Source organism: Cellulomonas sp. PSBB021 (assembly GCF_002240455.1).
Lineage (GTDB): Bacteria > Actinomycetota > Actinomycetes > Actinomycetales > Cellulomonadaceae > Cellulomonas > Cellulomonas uda.
On sequence record NZ_CP021430.1, the window covers coordinates 1,331,236 to 1,348,706 of the forward strand.

General features: G+C 70.3%; 14 protein-coding genes, 3 pseudogenes and 1 other annotated feature. Of the genes and pseudogenes, 10 read left to right on the forward strand and 7 right to left on the reverse strand.

Features of this window, described 5'->3' with window-relative positions:
- Positions 1-130 precede the first annotated feature (130 nt).
- Positions 131-1,300: a cysteine desulfurase family protein gene (locus CBP52_RS06030; protein ID WP_232514679.1), complete on the forward strand. Its 1,170-nt coding sequence runs from the start codon at positions 131-133 to the stop codon at positions 1,298-1,300.
- A 99-nt stretch (positions 1,301-1,399) separates the two neighbouring features.
- Here the strand turns inward: CBP52_RS06030 and erpA are convergent, their stop codons facing one another.
- Together erpA and CBP52_RS06040 are read right to left on the reverse strand one after the other, a co-directional pair.
- The gene (erpA, locus tag CBP52_RS06035; protein WP_094182205.1) at positions 1,400-1,750 is read right to left on the reverse strand and encodes an iron-sulfur cluster insertion protein ErpA; all 351 of its coding nucleotides are present in this window, start codon (positions 1,748-1,750) and stop codon (positions 1,400-1,402) included.
- A 156-nt stretch (positions 1,751-1,906) separates the two neighbouring features.
- Positions 1,907-3,103: a glycerate kinase gene (locus tag CBP52_RS06040; protein ID WP_094180231.1), complete on the reverse strand. Its 1,197-nt coding sequence runs from the start codon at positions 3,101-3,103 to the stop codon at positions 1,907-1,909.
- A gap of 93 nt (positions 3,104-3,196) precedes the next feature.
- Here CBP52_RS06040 and nadA point away from each other — a divergent pair, with 93 nt between their 5' ends.
- The 4 genes from nadA (at position 3,197) to CBP52_RS06060 (ending at position 6,017) form a co-directional block, all read left to right on the forward strand.
- Entirely contained in the window at positions 3,197-4,417 is a 1,221-nt protein-coding gene (nadA, locus tag CBP52_RS06045) for a quinolinate synthase NadA (RefSeq protein ID WP_094180232.1), read from the forward strand.
- A 36-nt stretch (positions 4,418-4,453) separates the two neighbouring features.
- The gene (locus CBP52_RS06050; protein WP_094180233.1) at positions 4,454-5,053 is read left to right on the forward strand and encodes a DJ-1/PfpI family protein; all 600 of its coding nucleotides are present in this window, start codon (positions 4,454-4,456) and stop codon (positions 5,051-5,053) included.
- A 43-nt stretch (positions 5,054-5,096) separates the two neighbouring features.
- The gene (locus CBP52_RS06055) at positions 5,097-5,639 is read left to right on the forward strand and encodes a thioesterase family protein (RefSeq protein WP_094180234.1); all 543 of its coding nucleotides are present in this window, start codon (positions 5,097-5,099) and stop codon (positions 5,637-5,639) included.
- A 228-nt stretch (positions 5,640-5,867) separates the two neighbouring features.
- Complete coding sequence (locus CBP52_RS06060; RefSeq protein WP_157732507.1) at positions 5,868-6,017, forward strand: transposase; 150 nt, start codon at positions 5,868-5,870, stop codon at positions 6,015-6,017.
- Here CBP52_RS06060 and CBP52_RS06065 read toward each other — a convergent pair.
- A protein-coding gene (locus tag CBP52_RS06065; RefSeq protein ID WP_094180236.1) for an IS3 family transposase occupies positions 6,018-7,207 on the reverse strand; the annotation gives its coding sequence in 2 pieces (ribosomal slippage) (positions 6,018-6,926 and positions 6,929-7,207; 1,188 coding nt in all).
- A 155-nt stretch (positions 7,208-7,362) separates the two neighbouring features.
- Between CBP52_RS06065 and CBP52_RS17845 the strand changes: the two genes are divergently transcribed.
- The 3 genes and pseudogenes from CBP52_RS17845 to CBP52_RS06080 all read left to right on the forward strand — a co-directional run.
- The gene (locus CBP52_RS17845; RefSeq protein WP_198303536.1) at positions 7,363-7,698 is read left to right on the forward strand and encodes a transposase; all 336 of its coding nucleotides are present in this window, start codon (positions 7,363-7,365) and stop codon (positions 7,696-7,698) included.
- Positions 7,644-8,603: an IS3 family transposase gene (locus CBP52_RS18155; protein ID WP_157732508.1), complete on the forward strand. Its 960-nt coding sequence runs from the start codon at positions 7,644-7,646 to the stop codon at positions 8,601-8,603. Before CBP52_RS17845 ends, CBP52_RS18155 begins: the two co-directional genes overlap by 55 nt.
- Positions 8,488-9,213: pseudogene (locus tag CBP52_RS06080) on the forward strand (IS30 family transposase); the annotation flags it as partial. The gene CBP52_RS18155 and the pseudogene CBP52_RS06080, both read left to right, overlap by 116 nt.
- An 18-nt stretch (positions 9,214-9,231) precedes the next feature.
- On the opposite strand, the gene CBP52_RS06085 reads toward CBP52_RS06080, so the two are convergent.
- Positions 9,232-10,469, reverse strand: a protein-coding gene (locus tag CBP52_RS06085) for an IS3 family transposase (RefSeq protein WP_232514680.1) whose coding sequence is annotated in 2 segments (ribosomal slippage) — positions 9,232-10,190 and positions 10,190-10,469 — 1,239 coding nt in all. Because the reading frame shifts where the segments join, the coding sequence is not laid out codon by codon here.
- Positions 10,078-10,191: a sequence feature (AL1L pseudoknot), on the reverse strand. (Overlaps the previous gene by 114 nt.)
- Positions 10,470-10,500: 31 nt before the next feature.
- Between CBP52_RS06085 and CBP52_RS06090 the strand changes: the two genes are divergently transcribed.
- Positions 10,501-10,983, forward strand: coding sequence for an IS30 family transposase (locus CBP52_RS06090; RefSeq protein WP_157732509.1), 483 nt, complete (start codon positions 10,501-10,503; stop codon positions 10,981-10,983).
- Between the two features lies 1 nt (position 10,984).
- Positions 10,985-11,284, forward strand: a pseudogene (locus tag CBP52_RS06095) (integrase core domain-containing protein); the annotation flags it as partial.
- Positions 11,285-11,319: 35 nt separating this feature from the next.
- Here the strand turns inward: CBP52_RS06095 and CBP52_RS06100 are convergent.
- From CBP52_RS06100 to CBP52_RS06110, 3 genes and pseudogenes are all read right to left on the reverse strand, one after another.
- A pseudogene (locus CBP52_RS06100) lies at positions 11,320-11,684 on the reverse strand (transposase); the annotation flags it as partial.
- A 391-nt stretch (positions 11,685-12,075) separates the two neighbouring features.
- Entirely contained in the window at positions 12,076-12,432 is a 357-nt protein-coding gene (locus CBP52_RS06105; protein ID WP_094180238.1) for a hypothetical protein, read from the reverse strand.
- Positions 12,407-17,356 (reverse strand): RHS repeat-associated core domain-containing protein, encoded by a 4,950-nt coding sequence (locus CBP52_RS06110; RefSeq protein WP_198303537.1) that lies wholly within the window; start codon positions 17,354-17,356, stop codon positions 12,407-12,409. The genes CBP52_RS06105 and CBP52_RS06110 overlap by 26 nt, the downstream gene beginning before the upstream one ends.
- Positions 17,357-17,471 lie beyond the last annotated feature (115 nt).

Sequence of the window (17,471 nt, forward strand, 5' to 3'; positions counted from 1 at the left end):
GCGCGATGACGACGCCGTGTCAGCACCGTCACACTCGCTCGACCCTGCCGCCCGCCGTGCCACCCCCTGCGGCCGACCACCCGTGCACGTGTGCACGGGTGTCCACGCCGCCTCCCGCTAGCGTGGCGCCGTGGACGACGACCTCAGCGCTGGCCCCGCTGCCCCGCGGCGCGTGGTGCTCGACGCCGGCGGGCGCGCTCCCCTGCGTCCGAGTGCGCGCGCCGCGTTCGTCGAGGCGCTGGACCAGGGTTGGGCCGACCCGCGCCGTCTGCACGCCGAGGGCCGCCGCGCCCGCGCGCTGCTCGACGGCGCGCGGGAGGCGATCGCGGGTGCGCTCGGCGCACGGACGCAGGACGTCGACCTCGCCGGGTCGCACACCGCCGCGCTGCACGCCGCGGTGCTCATGGTCGCGCGCGGGCGGCGCCGCGTCGGCGCGGACGTGGTCACGAGCGCCGTGGAGCGCGCCGCCGTCCTGCACGCGGCGGACTTCGTCACGCAACGCTCGGCCGGCGAGCACGTCACCGTGCCGGTCGACCGGTCGGGCGCGGTCGACCCCGACGCTCTCGCGGCCGCACTGCGCGCGCCGGGCGTCGCGCTCGCCGCGCTGCAGCACGCGAACGGGGAGGTCGGCACGCTCCAGCCCCTCGACGCGGTGCACGCCGCCGCGCGCGCGGCGGGTGTGCCGCTGCTCGTCGACGCCGGCGCGAGCGTGGGACACGTGCCCACGGGATCGTCGTGGGACGTGCTCGCAGCGGACCCGGGTGACTGGGGCGGCCCAGGTGGTCTCGGCGTGCTGGTCACGCGCACGGGCGTGCGGCGTGCACCGGACTGGCCGCAGGACGAGGACCGATGGTTCCCGGGCGGTGTGTCGGTCCCCGCGGCGCTCGCCGCGGCGGTCGCGCTGCAGGACGCGGTCGCGGCCGCGCGCGAGGAGGACCAGCGGCTGCGCCCGCTCGTCGACACGATCCGCGCGACGGTCGCGGCGCGCGTCCCCGATGTCGACGTCGTCGGCGACCCGGTGCACCGGCTCCCCCACGTGCTGACGTTCTCGTGCCTGTACGTGGACGGTGAGGCGATCGTCTCCGAGCTGGACCGCCACGGCTTCGCGGTCGGCTCGGGCTCGGCGTGCTCGTCGAGCACCCTGGAGCCGTCGCACGTGCTCGCCGCCATGGGCGCGCTCACCCAGGGCAACGTGCGCGTGGCGCTGCACCACGCCACCACGGCGCAGGACGTCACCGACTTCCTGGCCGTGCTGCCGGGCGTCGTCGCGGAGCTGCGCGCGAGCCTCGGCGTGGTCTGACGGGAGCACCCGCAAGGACGACGAGGACCGCAGGGACGACGAAGGCCCGCTCGCTCGCCGAGGCGAGGAACGGGCCGTCGTCGGACCAGGTCCGAGGCGTCAGCTGAAGGAGCCGCCGCACGCGCAGGCGCTGCCCGCGTTCGGGTTGTCGATCGTGAAGCCCTGCTTCTCGATGGTGTCCGCGAAGTCGATCGTCGCGCCCTCGAGGTACGGCACCGACATGCGGTCCACGACGACCTCGACGCCGTCGTAGTCGCGCACCGCGTCACCGTCGAGCAGGCGCTCGTCGAAGTACAGCTGGTAGATGAGGCCGGAGCAGCCGCCGGGCTGCACGGCCACGCGCAGGCGCAGGTCGTCACGACCCTCCTGCTCGAGCAGGCTGCGAACCTTGTCCGCCGCGACGTCGGTGAGGTTCACGCCGTGCGTGGCGACCTCGGTGGTCTCGCTCATGAGCACTCCTGACGGAAGACGAACGTTCTTCGCAGGACCCAACCCCGCCGGCGCGGCAGATGTTCCCGGTGGGCGGGTGCGGATCCTGGCGACAAGCGTACGCCCGCACGCCCGGTGAGCCGCGGGACCGAGAGGCACGCCACAGCGTGGCGAGGCTCAGGCGGGCGACCACGTGCGTGCGACACGCGCGACCCGCGCCGCGAGCGTGCCGGCGGGGTCGGCGAGCGCGGCCGCGACGAGGTCGTCCCGGTCGGCGACCGCGTACGCACCGGCGAGCCCGGCGGCGGCCCACTCGCGGCGCCCGACCTCGACCTGACCCGCGACGACGATCGTCGGGACGGCGTGCGGCAGGGCGCGCTCCGCGACGAGCGCGGCGACCTTGCCGTGCAGCGACTGCCAGTCGAAGCGTCCCTCCCCCGTCACGACGAGGTCGCTCGCGGCGATGCGCGCGTCGAGGCCGACGACGTCCGCGACGAGCGCGGCACCGGGCACCACCCGCCCGCCGAGCAGCGCGAGCCCGAAGCCCAGGCCTCCCGCCGCGCCGGCGCCGGGCGCGTGCGTGAGCCGCTTCGCCGCGGCGGCCGGGCCCGCGGGTCCCGCGAGCAGGTCGGGCCGCAGGTCCGCGCCGAGCGCGTCGACGGCGGCGCGCGAGAACGTGGCGAGCGCGCGCTCGAGGTCCTGCGCCTGCTCGGGGGTCGCGCCCTTCTGCGGGGCGAAGCCTGCGCTCGCGCCCTGCAGGCCGAGCAGCGGGACGTCGACGTCGGTCGCGACGAGCAGGTCGACGTCGCGCCAGGAGTCGCGCAGCGCACGCAGCCCGTGCAGGTCGTCGGGACGGACGTCCGTGAGCGCACCGCCGCCGTGGCCGAGGACGTCGCGGGGGTCCGGGTGGCCGAGACCGACGAGCAGGCCCGCGCCGGCGTCGTTGGTCGCGGACCCGCCGAGGCCGACGACGACGCGGCGGGCCCCGGTGGTTCGCGCGGCGGCGAGCAGCTCACCGAGGCCGCGCGTGGTGGTGCGCGTGGGGTCGCGGCGGTCGGCGGGCACGAGCGCGAGGCCCACGGCGTGCGCGGACTCCACGTACGCGGTGCGGCCGCGCTCGTCGTCGACGACCAGCACCGCGGCGGGCGCGGGGTCTGCGAGCGGTCCGGCCACGGTCACCGCGACGAGCTCGCCGCCGAGAGTCGCGCGCAGCGTCTCGACGAACCCCGGCCCGCCGTCCGACAGGGGGCAGCCGGTCACCTCGTCGTGCGGCGCGGCCGCGCGCCACGCGTCGACGACGGTGGTCGTGGCCTGCGCGGACGTCAGGCTCGAGCCGAAGCAGTCGGGGGCCACCAGCACTCGCACGCCGCGCATCGTCGCACGGGCGGGCGGAGTGTGACGTCGCCCACGCCCGCGAGCACGCGCAGTCCTCGCGGGCGCGCGGGTGCGTTGTGCGAGGATCGCCCCGTGAGCCTGACGACCACTGGCACGTCCGAGCCGGCCACCGGCGCGTTCGTCGAGCCGGCCCCCTCGGCCCTCCTGCTGCTGGGCCGCGGCGTGGACCTCACGTCCGAGCGCGGGGTCGAGTGCGCGGGAGCCCTGCCGGCGCCCAGCGACCCCGACCTCGTCGAACGGGCGCGCGCGGCGCGCGCGGCGCTCGGCGACCGGGCGTTCGTCCTCGGGCACCACTACCAGCGCGACGAGGTGATCGCGTTCGCCGACGTCACGGGCGACTCGTTCAAGCTCGCACGCGAGGCGGCGGCGCGTCCCGAGGCGGAGTTCGTCGTGTTCTGCGGCGTGCACTTCATGGCCGAGTCAGCCGACATCCTCACCTCGGACGCCCAGCAGGTCGTCCTGCCGGACCTGGCGGCGGGCTGCTCGATGGCCGACATGGCCGCGATCGACCAGGTCGAGGACGCGTGGGACGTGCTCGTCGACGCGGGCGTCGCGGACGACACCGTCCCGGTGACCTACATGAACTCCACCGCGGCGATCAAGGCCTTCACGGGCCGCCACGGCGGCACGGTCTGCACGTCGTCGAACGCGCACGTCGCGCTGCGCTGGGCGTTCGAGAAGGTCGGCGGCGTCGACGGCACCGGCAAGGTGCTGTTCATGCCCGACCAGCACCTGGGCCGCAACACGGCGGTGCAGCAGCTCGGCCTGTCGCTCGACGACTGCGTGGTGTTCGACCCGCGGCGTCCCGGCGGCGGGCTGACGACGCAGCAGCTGCGCGACGCGCGGATGATCCTGTGGCGCGGGCACTGCTCGGTGCACGGGCGGTTCTCGGAGCGCAACGTCGCGGACGTGCGCGCGGCCGACCCGGGCGTCACGGTGCTGGTGCACCCCGAGTGCAAGCACGAGGTCGTCACCGCGGCGGACATGGTGGGGTCGACCGAGTACATCATCAAGGCGCTCGACGCCGCCCCGGCCGGCTCGTCGTGGGCCATCGGCACCGAGCTCAACCTCGTACGTCGCCTCGCGGCGGCACATCCCGACAAGACGGTGCACTACCTCGACTCGACGGTGTGCTTCTGCTCGACGATGAACCGGATCGACCTGCCGCACCTGGTGTGGACGCTCGAGTCGCTCGCCGCGGGGCGGGTCGTGAACCGGATCGTCGTCGACCCGGACGACGCGCACTGGGCACGCGTCGCGCTCGACCAGATGCTCGCGCTGCCCGGCTACTGACCCGGTCTCGCCCCGGCCCGGCACCCAGGAGGAGTCGTGTCCACCGAGAAGCCTGTGCGCATCGGTCTGTTCGTGTTCGACGGCTGCGAGGAGCTCGACGTCGTCGGCCCGTACGACGTGCTCGCGTCGTGGGCGCGACACGGGCGCTCGCACACCGAGGTCGTGACGTTCTCGGCCGACGGCCGCGCCGTGCGCTGCGCGAAAGGTCTGGGTCTGGTGCCCGACACCGACGCCGACGGCGCGCAGGACCTGCACGTCCTGGTGTACCCGGGCGGCCAGGGCACCCGGGTGCTGATGCGCGACGAGGAGCACCTCGCGTGGGTGCGCCGGATGCGCGCCGGCACGCCGCTCGTCGCGAGCGTGTGCACAGGGGCGCTCGTGCTCGCGGCCGCCGGTCTGCTCGGCGGCCGTCCCGCCACGACGCACTGGGCCTCGCTGGACCTCTTGGCCGAGATCGACCCGAGCGTGCAGGTGGACCGCGAGGCGCGGTTCGTCGACGACGGCGACGTGGTCACCTCGGCGGGCGTGTCCGCGGGCATCGACATGGCGCTGCACCTCGTGGCGCGGCTCGACTCGGTCGAGGCGGCGCGGGGCGTGCGCCGTGGCATCCAGTACGACCCGCACCCGCCGGTCTGACCCGACACGGGACCCGGCGCGTACCGGTGAGTAACATCACGACGTGATCCGCACCCTGCAGCTCGCGGCCGCCACCTACCGTCCGCGCCGCCCGGTCCCCGGTCAGGACCTGTTCAGCCCCTCGGTCACCCGCATGCGCGTGCACCTGTCCGACCTCGACCTGTACCGCCACGTCAACAACGGCATCTACCTGCAGTGCATGGACGTGTCCCGGTCGAACTACCTGGCCGACCTCGGCGCGTTCGACGCGCTCAACGAGCGCGGCTGGTACCCCGTCGTCGCCGCGCAGACGATCAAGTACCGCCGCTCGCTCACGTTCCGCCAGCGGTTCGAGATCACGACGACGCTGCTCGGCTGGGACGCGCGCGTCGTCTACCTCGAGCAGGCCTTCTCCCGACGAGGCCGCGACGGCCGGCCCGAGCACGTGGCGCGGGGCGTGGTCGCAGGGCGGTTCCTGGGCCGCGACGGCACCCGCGTCGCAGCGCCCGACGTGGTCGAGCTCCTCGCCGGCTCGCCCGTCCCGAGCCCGCCCGTCCCCGACGACGTCGCGGCCTGGGCCCGCGCGGTGGACGTCGCCGCCCGCTGAGCGCAGGTTCGGGCACTCACATCTCGATTCCAGTCGCTCGCTGGACCTCGTCGATGAGCCGACCCAGCCGCCGCACCGAGACGGGCCTGGCGTCGGCGGCGGCGGTGGTAGGTCCGTTCGACCCAGGTGATGATCGCCTGGCGTAGGTCGGCGCCGTTGGCTCGTTGACACTTCCTTGAGCCGTCGGGTTTGGGGACGATGGTCGCTCTGATCGCCCTGGGAGGGCTGATGAGCGAGAAGCGCAAGTACCGGCAGTTCACGCCGGAGCAGAAGACCGAGGTCGTGCTCGCGGGGTTGCGCGGCGACCGGTCGGTGCGGGACGTGTGCCGTGAGTACGGGTCTGCCCCCGGTCTGGTTGACACTCGGGGTTTGCGGTAGTCAGGCCGCGTCTGCGGCCGTGTAGATCATCTCAAACTCGACGGGCGTGAGCTTGCCGAGGGCGCGTTGGCGTCGTCGGCGGTTGTACTTGGTCTCGATCCAGGTCACGATCGCCAGGCGCAGGTCGTCGCGGGTGTGCCAGCGGCGGGTGTTCAGGACGTTCTTCTGCAGCAGGGAGAAGAAGCTCTCCATGCTCGCGTTGTCGCCCGCGCCGTAGGAGCGGCCCATCGACCCGACCAGGCCGTTGTTCGCCAGCAGCCGCTGGGTCGCCTTCGCACGGAACTGGCCGCCTCGGTCCGAATGACACACCGTGCCGGCCGGTGAGCGCAGCGCGATCGCGTTGCGCATCGCCGCCCGCGCCAGGGACGACTTCATGCGCGAGTCGATGGAGTACCCGACGATCTTGTTCGAGTAGACGTCCTTGATCGCGCAGATGTAGAGCTTGCCCTCGGCGGTGGGGTGTTCCGAGATGTCCCACAGCCACACCTTGTCCGGGGCGTCCGCGACGAACTCGTGACGGACCACGCCATGCTCGTCGACCACGGCGAGCAGGTCGTCGTGCGGCGCGGGACCGCTCGATCCGGCCTTGGACCGTCTCTTGTGGTGGCTCGCGGTGATGCCGGCGAGCCGGCACAGCCGGTGCACCCGGTTCTCCCCGACGCTGATCGCGTGCTCGTCGGCCAGTTCGTCGGTGATGAACCGGTAGCCGAGCGTCGCGTCGTCGCCATGGATCTCGTAGATCGCGTCCAGGACGTGCGCGTCGTCCCAATCCCGCCGAGACACGGGGTCCTTGAGCCACTTGTAGTACCCCTGGGTCGACAGGCCCAGGACCCGGCACGCCACCGCGACCGGCACCCGCACTCGGGCGCCGGCCGCGGCCATCTCACGGACGAGCGGGAAGACTATTTTCCCGGCAGACCCGCCTGCGCCAGGTAGGCGGCCGCGCGACGCAGGACCTCGTTCTCCTGCTCCAACACCCGGATCCGCCTGCGCGCCTCACGCAACTCGGCGCGCTCGGCCTGCGTCGGCCCGGACCGGCGACCGTCCTCGACATCGGCCTGCTTCATCCAGTTCGACAACGACCCTTCGGAGATACCGAAGTCCTTCGCGATCTGCGTCAGCGGCACCTGCCCCTTGCGGGCCACGGCCACGACGTCATCACGGAACTCCTTGGGATACGGCTTCGCCACGGGGACATCCTTCCAGCGAGGACCAGATCCTCACAGGTCAGGTGTCAACCAAACTCGGGGCAGACCCTACGAGATCTCTGAGACGCTTTAGGGACTGCTGCAGGGCTGGTTGACACTCCATCTGTGGGACGAGGTCCCGCTGGAAGGATGTCGCTGTGCCCAAGAAGTTCCCGCCTGAGTTCAAGCGTGACGTCGTGCGGGTCGCTCGCCGCGGCGATCTGACCCACGCCGAGGTCGCTGCCGACTTCGACATCTCGATCGAATCGGTGCGCCGCTGGGTGCGCCAGGCCGACATCGACGACGGTGTCGCCGACGGCAAGACGACCAGCGAGCAGAACGAGCTCGTGCAGTTGCGCCGGGACAAGCGCCGGCTGGAGATGGAGAACGAGATCCTTCGCCGCGCGGCGGCCTACTTCGCCGCCGGCTCGCTCCCAAAATGGGTTACCCGCTGGTCCGTGACCTGGCCGCCGAGGGCATCCCGGTGCGGTTGACCTGCGGGGTGCTGGGCCACTCCAGACAGGCGTACTACGCCTGGCTCGCCGCCCCGGTCAGCGATCGGGAGCTGGAGGACGCCTACCTGACCAACGCCCTGATCGACGCTCACGGTGACGACCCGGAGTTCGGCTACCGGTTCCTGGCCGATGAGCTCGAGCGGGCCGGCCACGCCGTCGGGGAGCGGCGGGTCTGGCGGCTGTGCTCCCAGCAGCGGCTGTGGTCGACGACCGTGCGCACGGGCCGTCGCGGCAGTGCTAAGTCTCCGGGGCCGGCGGTCCACGACGACCACGTCCGCCGGGACTTCACCGCGCAGGGCCCGGACCAGGTGTGGGTCACCGACATCACCGAGCACCCCACTGCCGAGGGCAAGGTCTACTGCTGCGCGATCAAGGACCTGTTCTCCAACCGGATCGTCGGCTACGCGATCGACGAACGGATGACCGCCCAGCTCGCCGTCACCGCGCTGCGCACCGCTGTCGCCCGGCGCGCGCCGACCGGTGTCGTGGTGGTGCACTCGGACCGAGGGTCGCAGGGCGGACTCAACCGGTCGTCGCAACACCTCGTGATCACGGAGGTGTCAGGTGGTGCGACGGCAGCAGCAGGCGGACCGGGCGTTGCGACCGGCGATGCGTTCACCGGGGCGGCCGATTCCCGCTCGGCATGTGGAGCGGGAGTTCTGGCGGTTGATCGCGGCGGGCAAGAGTTCCGAGGAGGCCGCGGCCGGGGTTGGTGTGTCGTGGCCGGTCGGGTCGCGGTGGTTTCGTCACGCTGGCGGGATGGCGCCGTTGCCGCTGGCCGAGCCGACCGGCCGCTACCTGTCGTTCCACGAGCGCGAGGAGCTCGCACTTCTCAAAGCGCGCGGGCTTGGTGTTCGCGCGATCGCCCGCGAGCTGGGGCGTGATCCGGGGACGATCTCGCGGGAGCTGCGACGCAACGCGGCGACCCGGGGCGGCGAGCCCGAGTACCGGGCGACGGTCGCGCAGTGGAAGGCGCAGACCGCCGCCCGGCGCCCCAAGCCAGCCAAGCTCGTCATCAACGCTCGTCTGCAGGAGTACGTCCAGGTCCGGCTGAGCGGCCAGTTGCGCCGACCGGACGGGACGCTGGCGGCAGGGCCGGCGACGACCTGGAAGGGCCTGAACAAGCCGCACCGCAGCGACCGGCGGTGGGCGACGGCCTGGAGCCCGGAGCAGATTTCGCGGCGGCTGGTCATCGACTTCCCCGACGATGAGGACATGCGCATCAGCCACGAGGCGATCTACCAGGCGCTCTACATCCAGGGACGCGGGGCGCTGCAGCGCGAGCTGGTGACCTGCCTGCGGACCGGCCGGGCGCTGCGCAAGCCCCGGGAGCGGGCCCGCAACAGGCCCCAGGGGCACGTCACGGCTGACGTCGTCCTGGCCGAGCGGCCCGCCGAGGCCGAGGACCGGGCAGTGCCCGGGCACTGGGAGGGCGACTTGATGATCGGGCTGAACCGGTCCGCGATCGGCACCGTCGTGGAACGCACGAGCCGCTACTGAACCGCCCCGGGTTCAGTGGAGGCTCGGTTCTCTGGTCTCCAGCGTCGTCGACGCCGGGTTCTGACGGTAGTGGTTGGCCTCGTGCTCGGAGGGTGGGATGTCGCCGAGCTCGGTGTGCAGGCGCCGGTTGTTGAACCAGTCGACGTACTCGAGCGTGGCGATCTCGACGTCGTCGAGCGTGCGCCATGGTCCCTTGCGGCGGATCAGCTCGTTCTTGAACAAGCCGATCGTGGACTCGGCCAGGGCGTTGTCGTAGGCGTCGGCGACGGACCCGATCGAGGCGCGCATCCCGAGCGCGGCGAGCCTCTCGGTCAGCGCCAGACTGACATATTGGGCTCCCGCGTCGCTGTGGTGGATCAACCCGGCCAGGTCGTTGACCCCGGCGCGGCCGCGCGCCCAGACGGCCATCTCGAGGGTGTCGGTGACCAGGTCGGCGCGCATGCGGGTGTCGGCCTTCCAACCGACGATCATCCGGGAGAACACGTCGATGACGAACGCGACGTAGCTGAAGCCGGCCCAGGTCCGGACGTAGGTGAAGTCCGCCACCCACAGCTGGTTCGGCGCGGTCGCGGTGAACGCCCGGTTGACCAGGTCACCGGCCCGAGAACCGTCCTTGCCCGGGATTGTGGTGCGCTTGGCCCGGCCGCGGACGACTCCGTGCAGGTCAGCGGCCCGCATGAGTCGCTCGACCGTGCAGCGCGCGACCGGGTGACCGGCGCGGTGCAGGTGCTTCCACATCTTCCGCGCCCCATAGACCGAGTAGTTCGCCGCGTGCTCGACGACGATCACCTCGCTCAGCGCCGCGTCGGTGAGCGCCCGCTTCGAGGGCGGTCGGACCTTGGCCGCGTAGTAGGTGCTCGGGGCGACCTGCAGTTCCGCGCAGATCGGCTCGACCCCGAACTCCTGACGGTGGGCGTCGATGAACGCCACTACCTGGTCGACGGGCGGTCGAGCTCCGCCGCGAAGAAAGCCGACGCACTGCGCAAGATCGCGTTCGACCTGCGCAGCTCCCGGTTCTCCCGCTCCAGCTGGGCGATCCGCGCCGCATCCGCAGTGCTCGTCCCGGGCCGGTCCCCGGCGTCGATCTCGGCCTGCTTGACCCACCCGCGCAGCGTCTCCGGGTTGATCCCGAGTTGCTCACCGATCCGCCGCGCCGCTGCCGGTCGGGTCGCCGGGTCCTTCCTCGCGTCCAGCACGAGCCGGATCGCCCGCTCCCGAAGCTCGTCCGGGTACTTCCTCGGTGCTGCCATGACTCTCATCCTCCGTGGATTGAGAGCCTCCATGGAACCCGGGGCGGTTCACTACACCCTGCTGGTCCACCTGCCACGTCTCGAGGGCTACGGGACAGTCCCACCGGTCAAGAACGGGCCCGCGCTTGGCGGCTACGGCGCCATCGCGATGAAGGACGCCCTGACCGCGACGATGACCACGATGCCGTCCGAGCTGTTGCGGTCGTTGACTTGGGACCGCGGCAAGGAGCTGTCCGCCCACGCGCAGTTCACGATCGACACCGGGATCGCCGTCTACTTCGCCGACCCGCACTCACCCTGGCAGCGCGGCACGAACGAGAACACCAACGGGCTGCTGCGCCAGTACTTCCCCAAGGGCACCGACCTGTCCCGCTGGCCGGCCCAGGACCTCCTGGCCGTCCAGGCCGCGATCAACAGCAGACCCCGCAAGGTCCTCGGCTGGAGAACACCGGCCGAGGTCCTCGATGAGCAGCTACGGTCGCTCCAACGGGCAGGTGTTGCATCGACCGGTTGAACCCAGTCAGTTTCGAGCACGCAGCTTCAGGGCGGTCCTGACCGCGGCCGGGCTGCAGGGCTCGATGGGCAGGGTCGCCTCGGCCGGGGACAACGCGGCCATGGAGTCCTGGAACGCGCTGCTGCAGAAAAACGTCCTGAACCGCCGCCGCTGGCGCACGCGCGACGAGCTGCACCAAGCGATCGTGTTCTGGATCGAACGCACCTACAACCGGCGCCGACGCCAGCGCGCCCTCGGCAAGCTCACCCCGGTCGAGTTCGAGCTCGCCTTCACCGCCCAGAACGCCGCCCTTGCGGCATGATCACCACTCACCCGGTGTCAACCGACCCTGCAGCAGTCCCCGTCGATGAACGCGACTACCTCTTGTGTTGGCGGTCGAGCTCCGCCCCGAAGAAACTCGCGGCCCGCTTCAAGATCTCATTGGCCCGGCGAAGCTCACGGTTCTCCTGCTCCAGCTCCCGCAACCGGGCGCTCTCGCTCGAGGTCACCCCCGGTGCGCGGCCGTCGTCGATGTCGGCCTGCCGCACCCACAGCCGCACCGACTCGGTCCCGTATCCCAGCTGGGACGCGACCCGCTGGATCGTCCCGTGGTCGGTCCCGAGCTCTGCGCGCAACGCGCGCACCATCCGCACCGCCGCGGCCTTCTCCTCCTCGGAGTACCGGCGCGTGCTCGGCTTCCCCTTCGACACCTCTCGTGGCATGACTCCATCCTCGTTTCCAAGGTCAGGAGCCTCCAACCTCCCCAGGGCGACTCAACCTGAACAAGAAGCGCGTGTTGAGGATCAGCGAGTTCTCACCTCGCGCGATCGGGACCCGCTTCGGAGACAACGCCCCAGAACTTAACGCGCCGGCTACTCCAGCCGGGAGCTTCTCGCTGTAGCGACGCCTGCAGGGCCAGATCGGGCCTCAATCGCCGGCCGAGCACGAAACAACCACTACCGTCAGAACACCGTGCCGACGAACGCCGACGCGTCACCCACCCGGGCTTCCACTGAAACCGGGGCGAGGCACCCGTCTCCTCAGGCATGCCTGGCGAGCAGTGCCCGCTCGACGGGTTGTTCACAGCACCTCGGCGACGAGCCTGCTTGTGCGCTACGGCACCGTCCGTCCCTCCAGGAGCACGTCGCGAATGTACACGGTGTCACCCACTGCCACAGAGAGTTCTCCGCCCACCTCCCCATGGATACTCCAGGCCAGGAAGGTGACGACTTGCCCGGACTTTCGTGCCGACACCTTGCGAACGCACTCCCGTTCGATGAAAAGCAGCTCGCTGCCCTCTCGCTCCCATCGGACACTCACCGAGTTGTGCTCGCCACTCCACGTGACCACCACCATGTCGCCGTCCGCCGACCAGGCAGTGAGACACAGGGCGACGGTGTCGCTCTCAAGTGGCTCGACCACGATGCCCAGATCATCGAGCTCTTCAATTGGCGGAATCTCGAGAGTCACTTGTACGGCCCCTTTCCATCGGGAATGACGGTCGAGAACTGCAGTCCATCGTGCCTGACCACCCAGGTTGACTCCAATTTGATGATCCCCCGGGCCCGAAGAAGACTGATTCGCGAACCTGCTGCACGACCTGCTTACCCTTCACCGTCTTCACGAATGTCTTCGAGATGTTGTCGCTTCTTGCGACCACCAAGTCGAAATGGCGCAATAGCAACTCCCTACCGAACGCATTGTCGTAAACTCCAATTCTTGCAAATTCCTGCCACAACTGAATAGAGCGCGCCTGGTTCTTAGGGCTAGATCTTACGCGCCCAAACAAGTAATCCCACTTACCATCCGGCATGATGTTGCGCCCCATGGCGCGAGGGTTGACTCCACCGACCTTGATGATCGGCTCAGCATACTTTGTAAATTTGGTGCCTCTGATCGTCCACTTTGCCACGGTCGAAAGCCATCCGACACCCGGCACGGCAGAGACCCCTGAGATCACAGCACCAAACCAGTCTCCTTCCGTCGCGTACCACGCGCCGTTCAGCGCATCAGCCACCTCCCCCACGCCAGGCGCCATCCCCAGTACGTCGACGGCAAGGTGTCCTGCCTCCGAGTTGCTCATGCCACGAACCGCACGGTCGGGGGTGCACTGGTACTCCGGCGATTCAGGACTCTGGCTAGAGGCCGCGACTGGGCGCGTGGACCACGTGGCCGGGGAGCCCGCATTCACTCCGGTCGAGGGTCTCTTGCCGCCGTCGTCCTCGATGCTGACGCTGACCGCCAAACCGGTGGGGTCGGACAGCGATGTGGGGTTGTTGTTGGCGTAGGCGTACCCGTTCCATTGTTGTGGGTCGAGCAGGTCCATGATGGGGTCGACGGTGATGAATCGGCCGGTGGTTTCGTCGTAGTAGCGAGCCCCGACAAGGGTCAGGCCGGTCTGGTCGCGGGTCTTGTCGAGGAACTGGCGGTCTCCCGGGATGGCGGCGGTGGTGCCGCGGGTCGCGCCGAACGGGTCGGTGTACTGCTTGATGACCGACGTCTTCTTCCAGGACCCGTTGGGCACCGCGGCCAGGGTCGTGCCGTGCATGTCCGCGACCAGTGAGGTCACGGCGCCCAGGCCGCGTCCTGTGCGTACGGCGACGCTCTGACCGGCGAAGGTGTAGTAGCGGGTCGCGGTGACCTTGCCGGCGTTGATCGACAGCTCCTGGCCACCGGGCAGGTAGACCGTCGTGCCCGTGCCATCGACGCGCACGAGGCGCTCACCGTTGGCGTCGTACACGGCCGAGGTGTCCGTGCCCACCGACGTCAGCTCACCCTCGGCGTCCCAGATCAGGTCCACCTTGGACCCGTTGGTCGTTCGTGTGATCTGGTGACCCGCCGCGTCGTACGCGAACGTCGCCGTCGCGCTGGCCGCGCCGGTGGTGCTCGCCGCGAGCAGCTGGTGCGGTCGGGTCGAGGAGTACGTGTACCTCGTCGCCGTGACCGCACCGTTCACACCGGTGGCGGTCGCGGTCGTGCGGTTACCCAGGACGTCGTAGGTGTACGCCACGTCGTACGGCGCCGGGCTGCTCGAGATGGCGTTCGTGGCGTTCTTCGCGCACTCACCGGTGTCGTTCGCGGTCCACGCCCGGGTGAGCCGACGCAACCCGTCGTAACGGAAGTTCTGCACATCGCAGCGGTGCACCCCCAGGGCCGTGTTCCCCGGCTCGTCGACAGCCGAGGTGAGGTTGCCCGCGTCGTCGTAGGTGTACGTGACGTCGAGGTCCGTCCCGCCGATCTGCTCGCGCATCAGCGCGACACCGGTCAGCCGGCGTGTCAGGTCGTCGTAGGAGTAGGCGACCGCAGCACCGTACGTCGTACCCAGATCCAGGGCGTTCGGCTGACCGATGAAGTCGTAGCTGGAGTCCGCGACGTAGGTACCCCACCCGAACCCGCCCGCCATCCACCGAGGCTTGGACGCCTGGTCGTAGTACGTGCGCACGGTTTCCGCGCCCAGGACGCTCTCACCACCGGACGCGCCCTCGGTCGTCACCGCGGGCAGCGCGACGGACTCGACCTGACCGTCGGCCATGTACGTGTACGCGGTCGTGAACGACCGGTTCTCCAGCTCGCTCAGCGCGCCGACGGCGGGCAGCGTCACCGTCGTGCTCGTCGGACGGCCCGCGACGTCGTAACCGTCCACGGCCGTGGTGTACACGTCGCTGCCGATTGTCCGCGACGACGACGCGAGCTGACCGAGCGCCAGCCTCTCCTTCCCGACGAGCGGGGCGGTGTCGTAGACGAACGTCGCCTTGCTGAGGGTCGCACCAGCAGACGTCTTCCCGACGACGGCGGTCTTCCGCCCGAGCTGGTCGTACGTCGTCGACGTGGAGTACCCGCGCGCGTCGGTGACCTGGACGACCTGGTCGACGGCGTCGTACAAGGTGCGTGTGATGCCGTTGTCCGGGTCCTGCGAGGAGACCTTGCGGCCCGCCTTGTCGTACGTGTACGTCCAGGTCGGGCTCTCGCTGGTCGTGGAGTCCTGCACCACGGACTTCAGCTGGCCGGCCCGCGTGTAGGTGTACCTGGCCTCCACGTACCCGGCCGACGACGCCGTCCTCGGGTCCAGGGACACGGTGGAGGCGTTGAGAGTGATCTGGACGGTCGGGCGGGTCGTGTACTGCCGCGCCGCGACCGTCCTGCCCCTGCCGTCCACGATCGTCGTCGATGCCGTCCCACCCTGAGGCGGCACCACCGTGGTGTACCGGCCGTCGTAGAGCGTGACCGTACGGAACTTCTCGTTGTTCGGGTTCGCGGCGGTGTTGTGCCAGACGATCTCGTCAGTGACCCGACCCGCCTTGTCGTAGCGGTACGTCACCACCCGACGGCTGGAGCTCGGCGCGTCCTGGGGCACGACGGAAGGCACCGTCTGGGACACGACCCATGGCCCCGCGACCTTCTTCACACGGCCGGCGGAGTCGTAGTACGTGTGCGACAGGACCGTCCCACGCTGTGCGGCCGTCTGCCCCTTCGTGGTGACCGCGGGGTTCTCGTCCTGCGTCTGGAACACGCGCAGGAGCCCGTCGTACAGCGCGGCCTTGACGTGTTGGGTCGTGCCGTCGGCGCCCAGGGTCCTGGTCACGACGGCGTTCTGCCCGCGTGCGTTGACCTCGTACTCGTACTGGATCGAGGCAGGGCCCGACCCTGCGTGCTGGGGGTACCGCACGCTCGCCAGTCGCCCCAGCGCGTCGTACTCGGCCGTGGTCACGAGTTTGTTCGCGTCGGTCGACCGCACCGGCCAACCGGTCTGCGGCACATAGGTGGTCGTCGTCGTGAGGCGGTCACCGCTGGCGGTCGGCGGGGTCGTGACCGACACGCTCTCGACGAGCGAGGCGCCCATGGGTGCGTACGCGGTTGTCGTGGATCTGCCGAGTGCGTCTCGCACCTGCACGACTCGACCGAAGGTGTCGTACTCGGTGCGGCCCACCAGCTGGTAGCCGGGCTTGGCGGGATCGTCCGGGGCGCGGGTCGCCTCGTCCGTGATGTCGGGGTCGAGGCGCCAGGCGGCGACCGGGCGACCGGCGCTGTCGTACTCCGTCAGGGAGTCGAACACGACCTCCGCAGGTCCCTGCGGCTTTCGATCGCACCCCACGTGGGCGACCTCGGTCCGTTCGAGAAGTCCGTAGAGGTTGCGCGCACGGGCTCCGCTCGCGTCGACGTACGTGTACCGGGTGCACAGCTGGTCCTCGCTCGACGCGACATCCCCTACGTCGTCGACCGTGACCGGCAGCCCTCGGTCGTTGTACGTCGTCGTGGCGCGCGTCAGCGCGTCACGGGCGCCGGATGCCGCGTAGGTCACCTGGTGGTTCGTGACCTGCCCGATGACCTGCGCGGTCACGCTCGAGTCGACGCTGCTGGTCGCCGTGGTGACGACGGACGTCGGCTGCGTGACCGTCCGCGTGACCACCTTCTCCCCGTTGCGCTGGTCCTGGACGTACGCGATCCCCTCGAACCGGTCGCGGTCCGTGATCTTGACCGGCTCCGCCTCTCCGATGTCGACCGTGACGGACGCCCCGGAGCCCTGCAGATACCGCGTCACGGACGTGGTCTGCTCAGCCCCTTCGCCCGTGCCTGCGGTGACAACGGCGAAGCCCTTGAAGTCCGAGTACGTGATCTGCGAGGGCGTGGTCAACGCATCCTTGGGCTTCTCCCAGCGTGGGTTCTCGAAGGTGTACGTCGAGACGACGGAGTCCGAGCCTGTCGTGACCGCCGTGCCGTCCACGTTCTTGCCGGACGTGGGGTCCTCGGAGATCGATCGCACCACGTACTTGTGGAACCAGTCCGGCTTGCTCTTCGTCTGCCCCTCGGGGTCCCAGTTCACCGGGAAGCAGCGGGCCGTGTTGCTCGCCGGGTCGAGCGTCGAGAGCTTGCCCGGTGCGCACGCTTCGTCAGCGCCCGCGTACTCGATGTGCGTCTTTGCGCCCGACTCCGACCGGACCGCCGTCAGACGGGGACGCTGCATCGCCGACGGGCCATCGGCCGGTGCGTCGACACGGTTGTCCTTCAGCTCCCACTCGAACAGGACGGGGTCGAGGGCGATGTCGTCGCTGGATCCGGACGTGCCTCCCATGCCGGTGTGGGTCAGGGAGTTGAGCTGCAGGATGCTCCCCGAGGACTGCTGCTTGGCCGTCGTCCCGTCAGGAGCGCGGAGTACCTGCGCCAGCGTCCAGGAGTCGACGGGGACGTAGCCGCTGCCGTCGAGCGTCACTGTCTTGACCTGGACCAGCTTGGTGCGGTCGAAGAACACCGGGGAGAACTGCGTCTTGCACGTCGCCTTGGTGGAGCCGGGGGCGCAGTACTGGTCCGCGGGCAGGTCGGGCCACAGGTGCGGCTTGGCCCGCATCTGTGTCTGGCTGCACGACTGCTCGATACACCGGTCCTTGGTGGTGAACATGACCTTCGCGGGAGCGCCGTCGCGGGTGCTCGTGCTCCTGGTCCCGTAGGTGATCTCCTGCAGGTGGGGCTTGACCCCGGTTCTTGGACACGCTGAATCCAGCATCTGCTGGGGA

Bases quoted from the DNA above. Each gene is read 5' to 3' on its own strand.
- CBP52_RS06040 (WP_094180231.1), bottom strand. From the start codon at position 3,103: ATGCGCGGCGTGCGAGTGCTGGTGGCCCCCGACTGCTTCGGCTCGAGC.
- CBP52_RS06060 (WP_157732507.1), top strand. From the start codon at position 5,868: ATGAGCGAGAAGCGCAAGTACCGGCAGTTCACGCCGGAGCAGAAGACC.
- CBP52_RS18155 (WP_157732508.1), top strand. From the start codon at position 7,644: ATGGGTTACCCGCTGGTCCGTGACCTGGCCGCCGAGGGCATCCCGGTG.
- CBP52_RS06090 (WP_157732509.1), top strand. From the start codon at position 10,501: ATGGAACCCGGGGCGGTTCACTACACCCTGCTGGTCCACCTGCCACGT.
- CBP52_RS06110 (WP_198303537.1), bottom strand. From the start codon at position 17,356: ATGTTCACCACCAAGGACCGGTGTATCGAGCAGTCGTGCAGCCAGACA.
- erpA (WP_094182205.1), bottom strand. From the start codon at position 1,750: ATGAGCGAGACCACCGAGGTCGCCACGCACGGCGTGAACCTCACCGAC.